At 42.2% G+C, this 19,667-nt stretch carries 14 protein-coding genes; 2 read left to right on the forward strand and 12 right to left on the reverse strand.

Annotated features, from left to right (window positions below):
• Positions 1-16 precede the first annotated feature (16 nt).
• Entirely contained in the window at positions 17-655 is a 639-nt protein-coding gene (locus FFR60_RS15200; protein ID WP_371853547.1) for an L-fuculose-phosphate aldolase, read from the reverse strand.
• Positions 656-900: 245 nt separating this feature from the next.
• Between FFR60_RS15200 and FFR60_RS15205 the strand changes: the two genes are divergently transcribed.
• Both FFR60_RS15205 and FFR60_RS15210 read left to right on the forward strand, forming a co-directional pair.
• The gene (locus FFR60_RS15205) at positions 901-1,887 is read left to right on the forward strand and encodes a DUF4947 domain-containing protein (protein ID WP_137664816.1); all 987 of its coding nucleotides are present in this window, start codon (positions 901-903) and stop codon (positions 1,885-1,887) included.
• Positions 1,877-2,470, forward strand: coding sequence for a hypothetical protein (locus FFR60_RS15210; protein WP_137664817.1), 594 nt, complete (start codon positions 1,877-1,879; stop codon positions 2,468-2,470). The genes FFR60_RS15205 and FFR60_RS15210 overlap by 11 nt, the downstream gene beginning before the upstream one ends.
• A 57-nt stretch (positions 2,471-2,527) precedes the next feature.
• Here the strand turns inward: FFR60_RS15210 and FFR60_RS15215 are convergent, their stop codons facing one another.
• The 11 genes from FFR60_RS15215 to FFR60_RS15265 form a co-directional block, all read right to left on the reverse strand.
• A complete protein-coding gene (locus FFR60_RS15215) occupies positions 2,528-4,372 on the reverse strand; it encodes an ABC transporter ATP-binding protein (protein WP_088934246.1) in 1,845 nt (614 codons plus the stop codon).
• A 15-nt stretch (positions 4,373-4,387) separates the two neighbouring features.
• Positions 4,388-6,769, reverse strand: coding sequence for an ABC transporter ATP-binding protein (locus tag FFR60_RS15220; RefSeq protein WP_088934245.1), 2,382 nt, complete (start codon positions 6,767-6,769; stop codon positions 4,388-4,390).
• The gene (locus FFR60_RS15225) at positions 6,769-7,215 is read right to left on the reverse strand and encodes a MarR family winged helix-turn-helix transcriptional regulator (RefSeq protein ID WP_088934244.1); all 447 of its coding nucleotides are present in this window, start codon (positions 7,213-7,215) and stop codon (positions 6,769-6,771) included. Before FFR60_RS15225 ends, FFR60_RS15220 begins: the two co-directional genes overlap by 1 nt.
• 236 nt (positions 7,216-7,451) lie before the next feature.
• A complete protein-coding gene (gene kimA / locus FFR60_RS15230; RefSeq protein ID WP_088934243.1) occupies positions 7,452-9,275 on the reverse strand; it encodes a potassium transporter KimA in 1,824 nt (607 codons plus the stop codon).
• Positions 9,276-9,530: 255 nt separating this feature from the next.
• The gene (locus FFR60_RS15235) at positions 9,531-12,266 is read right to left on the reverse strand and encodes a YhgE/Pip domain-containing protein (protein WP_137664818.1); all 2,736 of its coding nucleotides are present in this window, start codon (positions 12,264-12,266) and stop codon (positions 9,531-9,533) included.
• 154 nt (positions 12,267-12,420) lie between these two features.
• Positions 12,421-12,738, reverse strand: a complete 318-nt coding sequence (locus FFR60_RS15240) for a hypothetical protein (protein ID WP_137664819.1) — start codon at positions 12,736-12,738, stop codon at positions 12,421-12,423.
• Position 12,739: 1 nt separating this feature from the next.
• A complete protein-coding gene (locus FFR60_RS15245) occupies positions 12,740-13,672 on the reverse strand; it encodes an NADP-dependent oxidoreductase (RefSeq protein WP_137664820.1) in 933 nt (310 codons plus the stop codon).
• 2 nt (positions 13,673-13,674) lie between these two features.
• Complete coding sequence (locus tag FFR60_RS15250; protein WP_137664821.1) at positions 13,675-14,133, reverse strand: GNAT family N-acetyltransferase; 459 nt, start codon at positions 14,131-14,133, stop codon at positions 13,675-13,677.
• Between the two features lie 109 nt (positions 14,134-14,242).
• The gene (locus tag FFR60_RS15255; protein WP_137664822.1) at positions 14,243-16,123 is read right to left on the reverse strand and encodes an ABC transporter ATP-binding protein; all 1,881 of its coding nucleotides are present in this window, start codon (positions 16,121-16,123) and stop codon (positions 14,243-14,245) included.
• The gene (locus FFR60_RS15260; RefSeq protein ID WP_137664823.1) at positions 16,113-17,852 is read right to left on the reverse strand and encodes an ABC transporter ATP-binding protein; all 1,740 of its coding nucleotides are present in this window, start codon (positions 17,850-17,852) and stop codon (positions 16,113-16,115) included. The genes FFR60_RS15255 and FFR60_RS15260 overlap by 11 nt, the downstream gene beginning before the upstream one ends.
• A gap of 165 nt (positions 17,853-18,017) precedes the next feature.
• Positions 18,018-19,472 (reverse strand): AcpB/EbpR/MafR family transcriptional regulator, encoded by a 1,455-nt coding sequence (locus FFR60_RS15265; protein ID WP_137664824.1) that lies wholly within the window; start codon positions 19,470-19,472, stop codon positions 18,018-18,020.
• Between the last annotated feature and the right edge of the window lie 195 nt (positions 19,473-19,667).

Below are 19,667 nucleotides of genomic sequence, written 5' to 3' on the forward strand. Positions count from 1 at the left end.
TAGTATTAAGATCAGCCTATTGACCATAACTTGGAAATTGTTCATGTACTTTTGCCATATCTGACTGCGCTAGTACCACTGGATTACCTAACAATGACGCTCCCACATGCAGTCCAGCCAATCGTTCAATCTCACTCGCCACCGAAAAAGCCTCCTTGAGCGTCGGACCGCAAGTCAGCAAACCATGATTTGCTAAGAAACAAGCATAGCGGTCTTCCATCGCCTCAAAAGCATATTCTGCTAATTCTTCTGTTCCAAAAGTAGCATATTTAGAGCAGCGAACATCATCTCCGCCTGCAACCGCTATCATATAATTGGTAGCTGGCAGGTCTTTTCGGCAAGTCGCAAGGATCGTGCTAAATGTCGAATGCGCATGTACGACAGCCCGAATCTCTTCTCCACGTTTCTGATAATTGATTAAATGCATCTGCCATTCACTCGACGGCTTACGAGTACCTTCAACAATTTCACCAGCAAGATTCAGCAAGACAATATCGTCTACCGTCATCTCAAAATAATCAATCCCGCTCGGCGTGATAGCCATCAACTGCCTTTCGGGATCATATACACTGATATTCCCGCCAGTGCCAGCCGTTAATCCTGTCGAAATCAACCTTTTGCCATATTCAACCAGCAGCGCTTTTTCTTCTTCCATCATTTAGAAACAGCTCTTTTATGAAATTTTGTTCTTTATAAAGAAATTATTCTCTAGACAGACCCTAACACCTCGACGATAAATAGTCAATCTAGAACTAAAGTTTAATCTATAGAAATTATTCTCTAAAAATAAAAATCAGCGAGCGAATAATCCAATCTCTTCTTTTCCCAAGTGATTGCCCCATGGTATCATTGGTAAAAAGTTATTCACTTGATGACTATCAATAAACTTGGAGAGAAAAAATGAAGGGTCTAGTTTGTAAATATTGCGGCGGGAACCACTTTACTAAAACAGAAGAAGGCTATGAGTGTACCTACTGTCATGCCGTGTATGAATTTGATGATGAAATTGAGCGAAAGAATGTTCAGCGAAAGAAACCACCGATCATGCGGTTGGCTTTGCTGCTTATTTTCGTGATCCTTGTGGTCAGCGGTTTGCTCATAGCAGGTACAAAAGAAAAAACTAGTTCTTCTTTAAGCACGACTAAGGCTAATGGTACGAAAGACACTTATTCAGCCAGCCAATTAAAAAATCCCGAACGAAATGTTCGAATCGCAGAGCTTTCTTTAAATCAAGCCGATATCAAGCAAGCCAAAGCTTCTGTAAAGGAATATGGCGGAGAGAAAACGGAAGCATTCGAAGAACGATTGACGAATGCGCAAAAGGAACATGAATCGTTAAAAAAGAAGAGAACAAAAACGGCCCCAAAAGCAGATATGATTATCGAAAACCCGGATTCTGAATTTGCTGTAACGACCTACTATCGCGAAGCAGGTTTTTTAAGTGCTTATGGACCCGACTTCGATCAATACTCCGCCGCAGATATTTTGCGCATTTGGGGGCAGCCGGATGAAATCATTACCGATTCCCAACAAATCCAAAAAAATATTACGCTGGAATTCGATGAAAATAATAATCCAGTAAGCTACGAAGCCAAAAATCTTAGAGAACAATGGCAGCAAGGCCAAATGACGTGGCGAGAGGTCAGAGCTTTTATTGCACTCATTCAAGATAATTCTTATGCTGGCTATACTAAACAATTCGTTTATGAGAAACAGGGGAAACCCAATGTCTATTTTTCAGAAGATCAAGTAGGTTACGTGACGCCGATAGTGCGCTACGTCTCCTTTAGCCGATTGCCTGAAAAATATCCTCGAGCAGGATTAGGCAAATACCCGGATGACTTCCCTGAAAACTATGGATCGGATGGACTCTATCATGAAAAGTAAGGAATGTATGAATTGCGGCAGCACTAAATTCAATAAAGTGGAAAATGGCTGGAAGTGCGATTATTGCGGCACGCTTTATTTGAATCCGAAAAAAGAAACGGCAACAACAGAAAAAAACACCAGCGAGCAACCTGGTCTTCAAAAGAAAAAGACCCGAATCCTCATTGGTGTTGTACTGGCGATCATTTTTGTTTTGGTCGGCCCGCTGGGATACCTGACCGTTAGTCTCAACAATACAAACACTGCCTATGAACCAATCGAACCTGGAACAGTAGATTCTTCAGAAGAAGAATTTCCCGGTGAATGGAACCAAAGCATCTACGAATCAATAAAAGTAGCCACAGAGAATTATGATGCCGATAATGAAAAGTATTCTTTTACAGGCGGTTCGAGCTATGAGGAACTAGAAAAACTCGTCGGCACTCCAGACACAGTAACTAGTTGGGAAAAAGAAAATTACGGCATGCCGCCAAGATCAATGGCTACTTGGAACAAAACCAAAAATGGTGATTTCACTAGTCATTCGATCACAGTCACTTACGAAAAGAAAACTAAGATGATCACGGACAAAGATCATCATTAATACCCGCTCAGCGTAAAAAAGAACCAAGCATCCAATAGCGATGCTTGGTTCTTTCGTTTATTCAGTTAATTCTTCAAATTGTGAATTATACAATGCGGCATAAAGTCCATTTTGAGCCAGTAATTCTTCGTGGCTACCTTGTTCCTTGATATCCCCGCCTTGCATATAAAGAATCTTATCTGCGTCTTTGATTGTTGATAGACGGTGAGCGATAACGAAGGATGTCCGGCCAGCCATTAAATTATTCATAGCTTCTTGAATCAATCCTTCTGTTCGGGTATCAACAGAAGACGTTGCTTCGTCTAAAATCAAAATCGGTTTGTCTGCTAAAATCGCACGCGCGATCGTCAACAATTGTTTTTGACCTTGTGAGATATTTGAAGATTCTTCATTTAATTCCATGTCATAGCCGCCAGGCAATGTCTTGATGAAGTGATCCACATGAGCGGCTTTCGCTGCTGCATAAACTTCTTCATCCGTAGCGTCTAAACGTCCATAGCGCAGATTGTCCATGATCGTTCCTTTAAACAACCACGTATCCTGCAGGACCATCCCGATATTTTTACGCAAATCGGCACGATTGAAGTCTTTGATATTATGACCATCGATCTTGATTGCACCAGAATTAACATCGTAAAAGCGCATCAACAATTTGACCATTGTTGTTTTACCAGCACCCGTCGGTCCCACGATGGCAACTGTCTGCCCCGGATCAACATGGGAGGTAAAATCTTGGATAACGATCTTATCCGCTGTGTAACCGAATTGAACGTGATCGAAATCAACCATTCCTTCAGCCTTATCAAGTTGAACAGGATTTTCTGCCGTTTGTTCTTCTTCATCTTCTGCTAAGAATTCAAAGACCCGTTCAGCTGCCGCAGCCATTGATTGGAGCATGTTTGATACTTGAGCAAGCTGTGCGATTGGTTGCGTCAAGTTACGTACGTATTGGATGAACGCTTGGATATCTCCGACAGTGATCGTCCCATTATAAGCCATGATCCCACCGGCAATCGCTACACCAACGTAACCTAAGTTACCGACAAAGTTCATGATCGGCTGCATCAAACCAGATAGAAATTGTGATTTCCACGCTGATTTGAACAGAACTTCATTTTGTTCTTTAAATTCTTTCAATGAATTTTCTTCTTCATTGAACAAACGAACGATCGTATACCCGCCGATAGTTTCTTCAACTTTACCATTAATTACACCAAGATATTCTTGTTGTGTCTTAAAGTATTTTTGCGAGTTCTTCACGACGACCATGATCAGCAATAATGATATCGGTACGATTAGGATCGCGATCCCTGTCATTTTTACTGAAATCGAAAGCATCATCACGATGACTCCGATAATCGTAAAGGTCGAAGTAATCAATTGCGTCAAACTTTGGTTCAATGATTGACCCAAAGTATCCACGTCATTGGTGATCCGTGATAGAACTTCACCAGTCGTGCGGCTTTCAAAATAGTTCATTGGCATGCGGTCGATTTTTTCAGAAATCTCTTTTCGCATCCGATACGTGATTTTTTGCGAAATCGTCGACATGATCCAGCCCTGGATGATCCCGAATAAGGAAGCTACCACATACAGGCCTAACATGAAGAGCAGGATGCCGCCGATTTTGTCAAAGTCGATCCCACCGGTTCCCTGATACTTTTTGATCAACCCATTAAATAATTCAGTAATCGCTTTTGATAAGATTTTGGGACCCCAAATATTGAAGATCGTTGAGGCGATCGCAAAAATCATTACAAAGAAAACCGCGATTTTATATGCACCAAGATACGATACTAATTTTTTGATTGTACCTTTGAAGTCTTTGGCTTTTTCTACTGGCGCAGCCATTCCTCGGCCAGGTCCGCCACCACGAGGGCGATTTTGTTTTTGTTCTGCCATTCTTCTCGCTCCTCCTTAATCCGCTTCTTCTATGCCCAATTCAGCATTGCTTAACTGTGACTGAGCAATTTCTTGATAGACCGCTGATGATGCCATCAATTCTTCATGACGTCCTTGAGCAACGACACGGCCTTCATCTAAGACGATGATGTTATCCGCATGCAGGATCGTTGATATTTTTTGCGCCACGATGATTTGAGTCGCATCCTTGATGTTTTCAGCCAATGCTTTACGCAAGGCTACATCGGTTTTGTTATCAAGGGCTGAGAATGAGTCATCAAAGATCAAAATCTTAGGATTCTTCGCTAATGCTCGAGCGATTGATAAACGTTGCTTTTGTCCACCAGAAACATTGGTACCGCCTTGAGAAATCGCACGATCAAAGCCCTGTTCATTCGAATTGATGAATTCAGTTGCCTGTGCGATCTCAGCAGCTTTTTTCATTTGCTCATCTGAGATATCCCCATCGCCAAATTTAATATTTGAAGCAATATCACCAGAGAACAGTACCCCTTTTTGCGGTACAAAGCCCATGATCTCATGCAGCTTATGCATACTCATCTCACGAATATCGATCCCATCGATCGTGATTCTTCCGCCGGTCACATCAAATAGACGCGGAATTAAATTGACGATCGTAGACTTCCCTGAACCTGTCGAACCGATCAAGGCTGTAGTTTCACCCGGCTTGGCTACAAAATTAATATGATGCAGCACATCGGCATCGGCATCGCCATAACGGAATTGAACACCTTCAAATTTCACTTCGCCTTTAAAGTCGTGGTCGTCTTTTGGCTGTTCTGGATCTTTAATGGTTGGTTCTGTGTTCAGCACTTCATCCACACGACCAGCAGCCACATTTGAACGCGGCAAGATGATCGATACCATTGACAGCATCATGAAGGCCATAACGATTTGCATCGTGTATGTGATAAACGCCATCATGTCTCCGACTTGCAACTGACCGCTATCCATATTATGTCCGCCGACCCAAACGATCAAGACAGAGATACCGTTCATTAATAGCATCATGATCGGCATCATTAATGACATCGCCCGGTTAACAAACATTTGTGTTTTCATCAAGTTCGTATTAGCCACATCAAAACGTTCTTCTTCATATTTTTCACGAGAGAACGCACGAATAACTGGCAGACCGGTAATGATCTCACGAGAAACCAAGTTGACCCGGTCAACTAATGTTTGCAGAGCCTTGAATTTAGGCATCGTTGTCAGCAGCAGAGTCACCACTAGGACTAAAACACCTGCTACAGCTACGCCGACGATCCAGCCCATGCCTGTACCTGTTTTATACACGCGATAAACGCCGCCGATACCTAAGATTGGTGCGTATAAAACGATCCGCATGATCATTACGATCCCCATTTGGATTTGTTGGATATCATTGGTATTTCGAGTGATCAATGAAGCTGGCGAGAATTTCTCCATTTCATTGTTTGAAAATTCCAAGGTCCGTTCATATTGACCAACCCGCAGGTTTTTACCCACGGTTGCGGCAACTAATGCAGCGATCAAACCAACGATGATTGCAGCAACTGCTGATACCAAAGTCAGACCGAGCATTTTAGCACCCGTTTTGATCATGTAGTCTGTTTGAATTTTCCCGGTATTGACATCTAAGGCTTTGTATTCCGCTAAGGTCAATTGGATACCCACTGTTTTCAATGAGTCTTCACCCATATCGCCTAAGCTTTCCTTCGTTGCTTTTCGAGCAGCGTCCACTTTTGCGGGCATGGCGTCATTTTTTGCTTTGAGCTCATCTCCAAGCTTCTGCGCTTCCGCACCTTTGGCTTGAGCTTCCGCCGCTAGGCTTTGAGCTTCTGCACCTTTAGCGGCCGCAGTCGCAGCATCCGTTGCAGCAGCAGCTTCTTGTCCGGCAGCTTGCGCTTGTTCGCCCAGTTCTTTGGCTTCTTGTCCCAATGCTTGTGCTTTAGCTGCGTCTTTTGAGATCGCTGTATAGTCATTGATGACTTCTTTGGCTTCTTTTGCATTGCTGGAATCCTTTGATCGAGTAGACGCGATCATCATCATTGGCAGATTAAAGATTTTAGCTAACTTATCTTTTGTCATGCCATCTTGAAGATCTAACTTATAAATTTCAACTTTCTTACCGTCAACGGTTTGAGTTGCTTCCTTATAATTATCTTTGATCGTCTGCTTCTCTTTTTCAGTCATGAAAATCTCGATTCCCTGAAGCGTTGATTTTCTGATTTTATCTGGAGTCGACTGTTCAAGCCCTCCTTGTTGAATACCAACATCGACGATATCCGATGTCAAACTTGGCAAACTAAGATCACTAGATGCTTGTACGATTAAAAGTAAAAATACGGCGATGATCGCATACCAGTATTTACCAAGATATTTAAAAATCTTCACTATTGATCACCTTCCCCTTCCGTGGATAATTTTTGAGAGTAGTTGACAAACTTGGTAGTTAATTCGAGATATTTGTTAGTATCTTCTTCTCCCATAAGTTCAAACACTCGAATAATTTTATTTCGCATCTCCTGCTTTTCAGCTTTGGCTACTTTTTTCCCGCATTCCGTTAAACTGACATTAATTCGACGTCGATCATCAGGATCCATTGTTCGACTAATTAATCCGCGCTTCTCCAAATTTCCCAGCACGGCAGCAATTCGAGCAGTTGACAGATTAAGCGTATCAGCTAATTGTTTCGGGTTCGTAGGTTCGCCTAATCGATCAAGTACTTTGATAACGATATTGGCACCTTTGCTGCTTTTTTCGATCTTACTGAATGCGCCGTGGCGATTTTTGACCATCAGCTGCATCAGCTCACGTTCAGCATCTTCTGCGAATGTCATCAAACTCCTCCTCCTTCTTTTCGAAAAATAATTTCTCTTTCATTAATACCTAATAGTGTTAGTAATTAATGCTGTTTGATATTACATCTAATAGGAATTAAAATCAACCTTTTTTGCTCAAAAAAAGAATGAATACGTTTTAATATTTATAGTCTTTGACTTTTTTTAAAAAAGACACTGACTCCTCAAAAAAGAAGCGCACCTGAACAACGGTACGCTCCTGTTAAAAAAACATGCTATTTCTTCAAATGGTAGTTGTAAGTACTAATGATGATATCATCGCGATAAGACAATCGGAAGCGTAATCGCAGCGCCGTTTGGTTGTGCAATGACCGTTTCCACGTTCTGTTAGGAACAAATTCCGGAATCAAAACAGTCGTAGTATAGTTGTGCTGTTTGGCGTTTTTACTTACACGGTCAACATAACGGCTGACCGGGTTGACGATTGAACGATAAGGTGAGCGAACGACTGAGAAGCGGACATCTGGGAATTTTTCACGGAATTCACGCCGGATCTCCCGTTCCTTCTCTTCGTTTTCCTCCAAGGAAACATGCATCGCAATCACATAATCGCCAATCGAACGAGCATAATTGATTGCCCCAATATTGACTTGCGTCACATTGCCGACTAGTACGATCACGGTGTTTCCGTCGTAATCATGCAATTCTACATCATCCGCCAAACGAAGCTGCTCTGCCACGTTCTTATAATGAGTATGGACTTTATAAAAAGCATAAATCAAAATCGGCATAATAATGAAAAATGGCCAAATGTCTGGCAGACGATAAATAAACAGAATCAGAACGATCGCAAATGAGATCAACGCACCAATGATATTGGCAATAGATTTTCTGATCCAATGCTGTCCTTCTTTACGCCATTTCAAAACCATCCCTGTTTGCGACAAGGTAAATGGAATGAACACACCGACTGAATACAAGGGAATCAAACGTTCCGTCGAACCTTGGAAGATCAAAAGCAAAACGATTGAGCCTAAAGCCAATGTGATGATGCCGTTAGAGTAGCCTAAACGGTCTCCACGGTCTTGATAACGATGGGGCAGGAATTTATCCTTAGCCAAGTTATAAGCCAAGACAGGAAAGGCTGAGAAGCCTGTGTTCGCCGCTACCGCTAAAATCAAAGCTGTTACGAATTGTAAAAGGTAATACATGATGCCTTTGCCAAAGACGGCTTCACCAACTTGTGACAAAACAGTGACTTCAGCCGTTGGAACAATCCCGAACCAATAGTTCAAGAAGGTGATCCCTGTAAAGAAGAACCCAAGAATCAAGCCCATCATCGCTAATGTTCCCGCCGCATTTTTAGCGCGCGGCTTTTTAAAGAAAGGCACGGCATTACTAATAGCTTCCACCCCGGTCAACGAAGAGGAACCAGATGAGAATGCTCGCAGCAACAGTGCGATAGAAATTCCCGGTACCACAGCCCCGACTTGCGCTGTCGCATGCACAGGTGCCGCACCAGAAATGATTTTCACTAAGCCGACAATAATCAAGATCGTAATGACCGCGATAAAGCTGTAAACCGGCACCATCAATAACCCAGCACTTTCACGCAGTCCGCGTAAGTTCATCAGCATCAATAATAAAACAATAATAACGGAAATCAGGACGCGATGATGATACAAAGCAGGGACCGCAGAAGCGATGGCCTCCGCACCGGCCGATACAGATACGGCAACGGTCAGCATGTAATCCACTAAAAGCGAGCCTCCAGCGATCAAGCCGGCGTTCTTCCCTAAGTTCTCACTGCTGACGACATACGCGCCGCCGCCATGAGGATAGGCATGAATAATTTGACGATAAGATAAAATCAATGAAGTCAATAAAACCAATACCACAAATGCGATCGGTAATGAATACCAAATCGCCGCTGCGGATAAGGTAACCAGAACAACGACGATCTGTTCTGTCCCATACGCAACAGAGGATAACGCATCTGAGGACAGCATCGCCAAAGCCGCAAAGCGCGACAGATTTTGATCATCATTTTCAGACGACTTCAGTGGCCGGCCAACCAGCAAGCGTTTAAGATAATCCACTAGACTCACTCCTTTTCATTTTAGAGGAATTAACCTCTTTGTCTTTCTTAATAAACAGCTTTTAAAAAAGACAAACAAGCGAAATATTACTCGCACTCAAACTAAATGTCAATGATTTTTTCAACGATTTTTCGTAACCTAAGTAAAACACGAAAGCAGGCAAAACAACAGCAATACGCTGTCATCTTGCCTGCCTCATTTGCGAGTTCTACTTTTGTAATTTTACGAAAATCCATACTAAAATTATAAGCTAGCTTAATGGAATATTTTACTTTCATGAGCCACTTTTGTAAGCTTCGTCAAATGCGGCTGCAGAAGCGGATATGCCCAAGTTCCTAAGATACCAAATACAATGAACAGTCCGATCATAATAATGATATCGCCGGTCGCGTTAGGCCAGTAGATCCCGCCGGCACTTTCACGCAGCAAGTTGACCGCGTGGGTAAATGGCAGCCACGGATTCACGGCTTGGAAGAACTTGCCCGATACTTGGATCGGATAGTTCCCGCCACCACCAGAAATGGAAAGCACCAGAATAATAATCGCGATTCCTTTCCCGACAGTTCCAAAGAGCGCCACAAGCGTATAAACAATCATCATGAAGGCTAATGCCACTAAGACAGCAAACAATACGCTGTACACTGGATTCTTCACATAAACACCCAACAAGAACATGTTTCCGAGTGTTACGATCAGGGCTTGTCCGACACTTACAACTAAGTACGTCAGCATCCGCGCGCCAAATTGTTCACGTTTTGTGTATTTGCCGCGATCTTTCTTATCCAAGAAAAATTCCGTTGTCGTCACACTTGAGAAGAGTACCGCACCTACCCACAAACACAAGGCTGTGTAAAAAGGCGTACTAGCCGAACCATTATTCGCGATTGGATACATCGTATTGGTTTGCAGTTCTACCGGAGTGGTGAAGAAGTCACTTTCCTTTTGTGCATCCAATTTCAATAATTTCAATACTTGACCGAAGTCGATTGTCTTATCCCCTTGCTGAATTGCGTTCGCCGCTTTTTGAATACCTGCCCGCAAGGTTGGATAATCGTTTTGAATCAAATCCGTCGCAAGATTCAAGGCTTGCTCAACCTCCGGCATTTTATCATTCGCTACTTTCAAGCCGCCGGTCAAATCTTTTTTCACACCTGGCCAATCATTTTGCATGAAGTCCGCAGCCAAGCCTAATTTTTGCTCAACTACCGGCAGCTCATTATTGTACAGATCTGCGCCAGTGTTGATGCCGTTGACAATCTCGTTCATATGTCCATTTAATAGTACATTTGCATCATGGACTTCTTGTCCGATCGCCGGCATTTGTTTTTGGTATTTTTCTAAGAAGGTAATCGCATTGCTGACGGTTCCTTCAGTTGAATTCAATAATGAAGCAAAATCAATTTGCTGCGCTTGGTTCAAGACACCTTGCGCGGTAGTGATCGTGTTGATTAATTTATCAAGGATCGTGCTGACAGTTTGACCTATTTGCTGCGGATCAATACTTCCAACTAAATCAGCAACATGCTTAGCTGCTGTTTGAACTTGTTGTAAGAAAGTTCTCGCTTGATCAATATTGCCGCTTTGGATAGCATTATTTAAATCACCCAATCGACCATTCAGATCGTCTAATGCTTGTTTAGCACTTGCAAGCATTGTTAAAATATTGGCAAGTTTTTGACTAGCGTCAGCATCACCATTTTTATCAGCTAAATCTTTCATGCTTTGAATCAAATTAGAGACCGAATCAATAGCGGCTTGCTGATCTTTATTTCCTTGAATAAAACTATTGATTAATTTCCCTAAATTATCTTTTTCTTCTTGACTTAATTGATTATCTTCCAGAGCGGTTTGCAAAGATGCCGCTAAAGAATCGGTCGTATTCGCAACCTCTCCTATCGATTGCAGCGTAATTTGAACGCTATTTGAAATACTTGGTACGGCTGATTTTAATTGCTCCGCACCATTTTTAGTGGTCGCCGCAAAATCATCTGCCTGATTGCCCAGCTTTTGAATATCCGGCAAGATCGTTTGGACTTGATGAATGATGTTCAAGCCTTGTTTGGCTTCGTTGATGCCGTCGTTCATCGTCTTTTCGATTTGAGCAAAGTCGCTATCGACTTGGGCGATTTGATTACCGGCCTGTTGAATTTCGGGAATTTTTTGTTGTAAGGTCAAAATCACACTGGCTTGCTGTTTGATTTCCGGCATTTTCTGATTCAAGGTGATCAGTTTTTGCCCCATTTCATCGACTTGCGGCAAGTAGGCTTGGATTTCATTGGCCTTGGCTAATTTTTCTTTCAGCTCAGGCAGTTTGCCGTGAACCTCTACGACCTCCTGTGTGTACTTATCGATCTCTCCTAAATTATCATTCGTCGTCAAAATCAAATCTTTGACTTTATTGATGCTGACTAAGTTCTCGTCAATGTTATAGCCAATCTCGTTAAAAACTTTCAGCAATGTTGAGCTGGCAGTTTTAATAAATTCTTGGCTGATCTCCTGCTGGATCGATCCGGCACCTTTATCAGTGATTTTTGGTGCGATCGCGTTGATCTTTTGATTCAAATAATACTCGATCTTTGGTTTTTGGATATCTCCGGATGTGAAACTCAATAAGTCCTTAGAGAATTCTTTGGGTAAATAGATACCCGCATAATACTTTCCGGACTTTACGCCTTCGACGACTTGTTCTTTTGAATCGACAAAGCGCCAGCCTAATTGCTTATTCTTGTGGAGGTTTTTGATTACTTCATTTCCGATCTCGACATCCTTGTCTTGAAACTTCGCGCCGGTATCGGCACTATAAACGGCGATCGGCAATTCGCCGGTATTTGAATATGGGTCCCATAAAGCCTTGATATTGAACCAAGCATAAAGCGATGGGATGATGACCAATGCGGCCATCAGAAAAATGGCGATCGGATTTTTGAAAATTCGACGCCAATCTAATTTGAATAGACTCCATGTGTGTTTAAGAGATTGAAAAACTTTCATTGATTTCACCTACTATTTTTTCTCGCTGAACTAATGTAGCACGGAATTTCGGCTAATTTCAATTCTCGTGAGCAGCTGAAATCACCTTTTTTGACATTCCTAACGATTTGTCACAATTGTATCCCTTTTCACCTATGAAATACTAAAGAAATGCTTAAAGACTAAGGTTCTTTATCCTTATAAAGCGATCTAAAAGTTGATCTGTCAGCGCCTCAAGCTTGTCTAAATCATTTTCTTCCGATAAGTTCAAAATGGGTGTTTCTTCCCAATCTCGCAAACGAATCGGCCGCACAAGATTTCCTTCCTGATGCAGCGTCACTTCTGGATGAGGATTTTTATCGCCGCAGGGTCCCGCGACTAAATAAGCAAATTGATAGCCGTCGTCAACTTCCCGTATACGATAATACCCATCCGACAAGGTCTCTGTTCCGTCAAAATTTGCTTTTATTAATTGCCATTTTTGTTGATTCATTTTATCCCACCTTCTTGATAATGATTTTTCCTGCTGATGGATGACCTTCTAATTTTTCATGACCGACAATCACACTTGCTAAAGTAAAAGGCAATACTTCGGCGATCGTCAGCTGAAGCTTGTCTGTCAACTTGGTCAAAGCAGTTAGAGCCTCAAAATCAGAGTAATCTTTAGATGGACCGAAGGATAGATAATTTCCTGTCTTCTTTTGATCACTTGGCAGATCATTCAAGGCAACGAAATTACCGCCCGCTTTCATAATCTGCATCCCCGCTTCGCCAGCACGCCCGCCCTTCGTCGCGTCGATCACTGTATCGGCCTGATCAGCAAAAAATGATCCTGCATCCTCTACATCATAGGCCGCAAACTGATCGGCTCCTAGCTGCCGGACCAACTCCTTGTTTCGCTTAGAAGCCGAAGCTAAGACCGTTTTTCCTTGCTCTTTTAAATATTGGACCAGCAATGAACCAACTGCTCCAGATGCACCTTGTACCATCACCGTTTCACCGATTTTGTCTCCTAATAAATGCGTCACTAAATTATACGCAGTTAACCACGGCGTGACTGCACCAGCAGCAGCTTCCCAAGTCATGGAGGCAGGTTTTTTCACTATTTTCTTGCCGGGAACCACGACTTCTTCACCATAAGTCCCGCCAACTGCATGAAGGATCACTTCGTCGCCGACCTTTACATGAGTGATCTCACTGCCGACTTCGGTCACGATTCCTGCACCATCATTACCTAGCACATAAGGAAATTTTAGCGTCCGAAAATCACGCATCGCTCCTTGTCGCAAGGCAATATCATAAGGATTGATTGCAAAAGCCTTAAGCTCAACACGCACATGAGTGTCATCAACAGGGCGAGGTTCCGCCTCGATTTCGATCAATACATCTTTCGCTGCTCCATAATCTTTTATCGCAAAACGTTTCATCTTTATACTTCCTCTCTGATAAAAACCATTGGCTGAAATCGAATTCCTGAAACGGTCTCCTCTTCGCCATTTAACTGAAATCCTAATTTTTCATAAGCTGGTACGGCATAAGGTGACGAATTGACGGTCATTCGTTCTGGCGACAACTCTGAAATCATCGCTTGATACATTCTCTTTGCGATTCCTTGACGATGATACGCTTCGTCAACAAAAAGCAGTGCGATATGAGCAGGTAAACGGACAGCTAATATACCTACGATTTGCTGATCGTATTTTCCGCACCAAACCTGAACCTGATTAGCCGACATTTCTTTTTCCAGCTCTTCATCCAAATAGGTCAAAAAATGAGTTACACCTTCGTCAGAATAATCCGGTGCCTCAAAAGTCATGAAGACTTTTTTGATCAATTCTTTCGCTTCAGCTAATTCTGAAAAATCCAACTGTGAAATTTCAAGTGCCATACCACCGCTTCCTTTCCGAGTCCTTTCTTTTCATTGTAGCGATTATTTTGTGCTTGTTCCAACAAAAAGGTGTGCCCCGCTTATGCAGGACACACCTTTTCTTGAATTGCTAATCCAATTCAACTTTTCCGGTATACAGTTGATAATACATTCCATGTTCCGCTAATAGACTTTCGTGGTCTCCTCTTTCAATGATTCGACCATGATCCATTACCATGATAACATCAGAATTTTGAATCGTTGATAACCGATGGGCGATCACAAATACCGTCCGTCCCTCCATCAAGCGATCCATTCCTGATTGAACGATGCTTTCTGTGCGGGTATCGATACTTGAAGTTGCTTCATCCATGATCATAACCGGCGGGTCAGCGATCGCCGCACGAGCAATCGCCAGTAATTGGCGCTGACCTTGCGATAATCCTTCACCATCACCAGTAATTACGGTGTCATATTTTTCTGGCAAATGCTGGATAAAGGTGTCTGCATTCGATAATTTGGCTGCCTGATAGACTTCTTCATCCGTCGCGCTCAGATTTCCGTAACGAATATTTTCTTTAACCGTTCCAGTAAATAAATGAGTGTCTTGCAAAACGATTCCTAAAGAAGTCCGCAGAGAACTCTTTTTGATCTTTTTAACATTGACGCCATCGTAACGAATTTTCCCTTCTTGGATATCGTAAAAACGATTGATCAAATTCGTGATGGTCGTCTTGCCTGCTCCCGTTGCTCCAACAAAAGCCACCTTTTGTCCAGGTTCCGCATAAAGATTGATGTTATGCAGCACCAGCTGGTCGTCGTTATATCCGAAGTTCACATCTTCAAATCGTACATCTCCGGTCAAGCGCACATAAGAGGTCGTTCCATCCTCATGGGGATGTTTCCATGCCCAGATTCCAGTCCGTTCTTTGGTTTCGATTAGTTCGCCGTTGACCTCTTTAACATTGACGAGCGTCACGTAGCCATCATCAACTTCCGATTCTTCATCTAATAATTGGAAGATTCGATCAGCTCCGGCTAAGGCCATAATGACAAAATTGATCTGCTGCGAAATTTGACTAATCGGTCCATTTAATGAGCGGCTCAACTGTAAGAAGGACGCAATCATCCCAACGGTCAAAGCTGAAACACCATAAACCGCGAACAATCCTCCAATAATCGCTACTAACACATATTGGATATTCAGGAGATTCATCATGATCGGCATCAAGGTATTCGCCGTAGCGTTGGCCTTTGAAGCACTTTCTTGCAATTGGTCATTGATAACATCGAATTCCTTCATTGCGTTTTCTTCATGGTTGAAGACCTTTACCACTTTTTGACCGTGCATCATTTCTTCGATATAGCCGTTGACCTTACCAAGCGAATGCTGCTGCTCACCGAAATATCGTCCGCTGCGGTTAGTAATGAAACGAAGCATCACAAACATCAACGAAACTGAAACGATGACAAAGCAAGTCAAAGGGATACTCAAGGAGAACATCGCGATAAAAACTGAGATGAAGGTCACCAGCGCCATCATCAAGTTGGGAATACTCTGCGAGATCATTTGCCGCAATGTATCGGTATCATTGGTAAAGTGGCTCATGATATCGCCATCGGCATTTGAATCAAAATAGCGTAAAGGCAATGTTTCTAAATGAGTAAACATCTGATCACGGATTTTCTTTTGCGTCCCTTCGGATACTTTTACCATGATCAAATTATAAGATAGTGTCCCGATGATCCCGACGACATAGATCAGGGCCATCATCATGATCGCTTTCAGCAACCCCGTAAAATTCGGATTGCTTTGACCAATTAAGGGTGTGATATAGTCATCGATCACGACTTGCAAGAACAGCGAGCCTCGCACGTTAGCAAATGCACTGATCAAAATCATGAAAAAGACAATGACCAGCTGCAGCTTATGCTCTTTCGCCATAATTTTTAATAGTCGCTTAATGGTTTTCATCGGATTGGATTTGGGCATTGTCGCTTTATTCATCATGATCACCAAATCCTTTCTGTTGAGAATCAAAGACTTCTTGATAGATCACATTATTTTCCAGCAGCTCATCGTGTGTTCCGATGCCATCGATTTTCCCATCATCCAACACGATGATTCGATCGGCATCTTGGATCGAACTGATTCGCTGAGAAATAATGAAAGTGGTCGTCCCAGGGATTTCTTTGGCTAAGCCTTCGCGAATCGCGCGATCGGTTTTTGTATCTACGGCACTGGTGGAATCGTCTAAGATCAAAATCTTCGGCTTCTTCAATAATGCACGCGCGATCGTCAATCGTTGCTTCTGTCCGCCGGAAACATTATTCCCGCCTTCAGAGATCATCGTGTCATACTTATTGGGAAACTCTTGGATGAATGAATCTGCCTGTGCGATCGTTGCGGCATGAATCACGTCTTCTTCCGACGCATGTTCATCGCCCCATCGCAGGTTGTCTGTGATAGTTCCGCTGAACAAGACATTGTTTTGCAAAACCATCCCGACTTGATCACGTAACGTTTCCAAGTCATAGCTTCGTACATCATGTCCGCCAACCTTGATCTCACCATGTGTGACATCATAAAGACGCGGAATCAGCTGTACCAGACTGGATTTTGAACTCCCAGTCCCGCCGACGATCCCGATCACTTCACCAGAAGCAATGTTCAAATCAATATTTTCCAATACTAATTTATCCATATCGTCTTTGTAGCTAAAGCAGACATTCTTAAATTCCACTGATCCGTCAGGAACTTCCGTCAACGGATTTTCGCCGTTTTTCAGATCGCTTTCCTCATTAAGCACTTCCGTGATCCGTTCCGCCGATGTGCGGGCGATCATCAATTGGACAAAGGTCATAGACATCATCATCAGACTCATCAAAATCTGCATCGTGTAGTTAAACATGCTGACCAGTTCTCCGGTCGATAGCGTCCCCTTGTTCACGATCACTTCCGCACCTAACCAAGAGAGCAGCAGCATACACGTATAGACTGCTACTTGCAAAAGAGGCATATTGAAGGCAACGATGCGCTGCGCCTTCGTAAAATTGTCAAAAACCTTTTTGGATACACGGCTGAATTTTTCTTCTTCGTGTTCTTCTCTTACATAAGATTTTACGACACGAATCCCTTGCAGATTTTCATGAACCACATTGTTCAATCGATCATACGTCCGAAAAACTTTTTCAAATAGCGGATGGGCAAAACGAATGATCAGCCCAAGTCCCACGATCATAATCGGTACGATCACTAAATAGATCATGGATAATTCCCGATTGATGTGAAACGTCATCACTAAAGAAAAAATCAAAATTAACGGGGAACGCACCAAAATCCGTATCACCATCTGATAGGCATTTTGTACATTGGTCACATCGGTTGTTAAACGAGTAATCAAGCTCGAACTCGAAAAACGATCAATATTCGAGAAAGAAAAGCTTTGGATTCGTTCAAACAGGTTGTGACGCAAATTTTTTGCGAAACCGGCTGAAGCGATTGCAGCGGTTCGTCCGCCTAATGTTCCTGAGCCCAACGCAAATAGCGCGCACAAAAATAATAAACCGCCATAGCGTAAAATCGTATTGGTGTCGCTTTTTTCGATTCCATTGTCGATCAAGCCTGCCATTATCAAGGGCATGATCACATCCATCAATACTTCCCCCATCGTAAACAGCGGGGTCTGCAAGCTCTGCTTCTTATATTCACCGACATTTGCCAGTAATTTTTTTAGCATGTACTCACGTCCTTTCATTTTTTTATTAACGATTGCTTACTATAGTATAGAGACTTTTTCCCAAAAGTTCTAATAAATTTATTCCTTTCCATAAAAAATTTACCAATAGTGTAACGAAATTTTTTAAGAATTAAAACCTAAAAAAGAAGACTCACAACGAGCCTTCTAACGAACTTCTTTGATGAAAGAGCCGATCGATGATAGATCACTCTCCGTCAAAAAATCATCAACAACTTTTAAATTACCATAGGAATAATTTTTTATCGGATAATTAGCGATTACTAAATCATACTCTTTAAAACTCTCATCCGGACCAAAATCCAGTATCGACCCTTGATGGGCTTCGATTCCCACACGATAATAGAATCGATTTTTGATCAATTCTGCGATCATCTCCGCATGACTCTTACCAGAATCACTCACTACTAAAATCTGAACCTTCGCCGAGTGAACATCCAGTGAGTGCGCCAGTCCTTCCCACTCTTTAAATAGAATCGTCAAAACGGAAAACTGAAATTGACTAAACCAAGGATCCCCGAGGGTTCGCTCCAAGCGTAATAATAATTGATGCACGGACTTCGTAAAGTACGGATATTGCTGTTTCGCATTTCTTGAAAAATATGCTGATGAATCGAATAAAATCGAGCGAGGGTAAGGACATACCTGATAAGCAGCCTGAAGCTGCACTAATTTTTGTAAAATGTTCTTCCGCCTTTCATCTGACAGCGTTAATTCATAAAGATGCTCCAGCTCTTTTAGAAAACTGTCCAAATGTTTCAAGGTAATTTGACAGCTGGGTTCAAAGCGGGTAATAAAACAAGAACAGAACAAACTATTCGCCACTTCATAGTACCATTGATCCGTCACCGTATATTTAGTCCCTTGAACGATTTGATCCGCCGCTGAGCGTAAAGTCAAAATTTTATCGATCAGCGCTTGATTTAGATTCATTTTTTCTCTTTCTGTTAAAACAAATCCCTGCGAAGTCCGCACGATGATGACTGCCAGCAAGTAGCTGCTTTCTAAAATCTCGCGATCATTGTAGACAATATCGAAGGAACGATTCGCATTTTTTATAAAATTGATCATTCTTTCCCGCCCAATATCAAAGGGCCATTCATTCAAACCGTATTTTTCTAAAAACAATTGAACATAAAAAACTCGCACCCAGCGTTCATTTTTCGCAGAGATGCGAAACGGCCTTCGCTCCAAAGCGAGTCCTTTTTCTTTTAAGACCTTGTCGATCTGCTTGATCATTCGATAAAAGGTTGCTTCGCTGATATACAGCTCATTGATCCAATAATCCATGTCTTCATTCGGTTGAAAGAATATCCGCTCTAAAAAAGTAAAGGCCTCAGACTCCTCCATCAAGTTCCTGGCTAATTGCCGTGTTTTATTATGAAGGGCATCATTCAACCGTAAACCATTCGTACGGGAATACTCTACTCCGACATGCTCGCCCCAATGCTCATTGATTGCCTCGACATCAGATAGAACCGTTCTCATCGAACAATCCAGCAAGTCTGCCACCATCTCTGGATTCTGCCAGCCAATTAAATCTCGTAAAACGCCAATAATGGCTAACCGTCGTTGTGTTGTATTTTTTAATAGTCTCCGCACAAAAGTACCCTCCTCAGCCAGTTGTCACAAATCTTCAAATACGAAAATCAATTTTAAGTTTTTGGATTATAACATTCTTTGGTCATTATATCATAAAATAACCCTAGTAAAACGGAAAAATATTGATATTTATTAAACTAAAATTCACAAATAACAACCCTTTTTAACAATTACGTTATTTTTATTTTCTATTAT

The sequence above is a fragment of the Enterococcus hulanensis genome (assembly GCF_005405485.1).
Classification (GTDB): Bacteria; Bacillota; Bacilli; order Lactobacillales; family Enterococcaceae; genus Enterococcus_A; species Enterococcus_A hulanensis.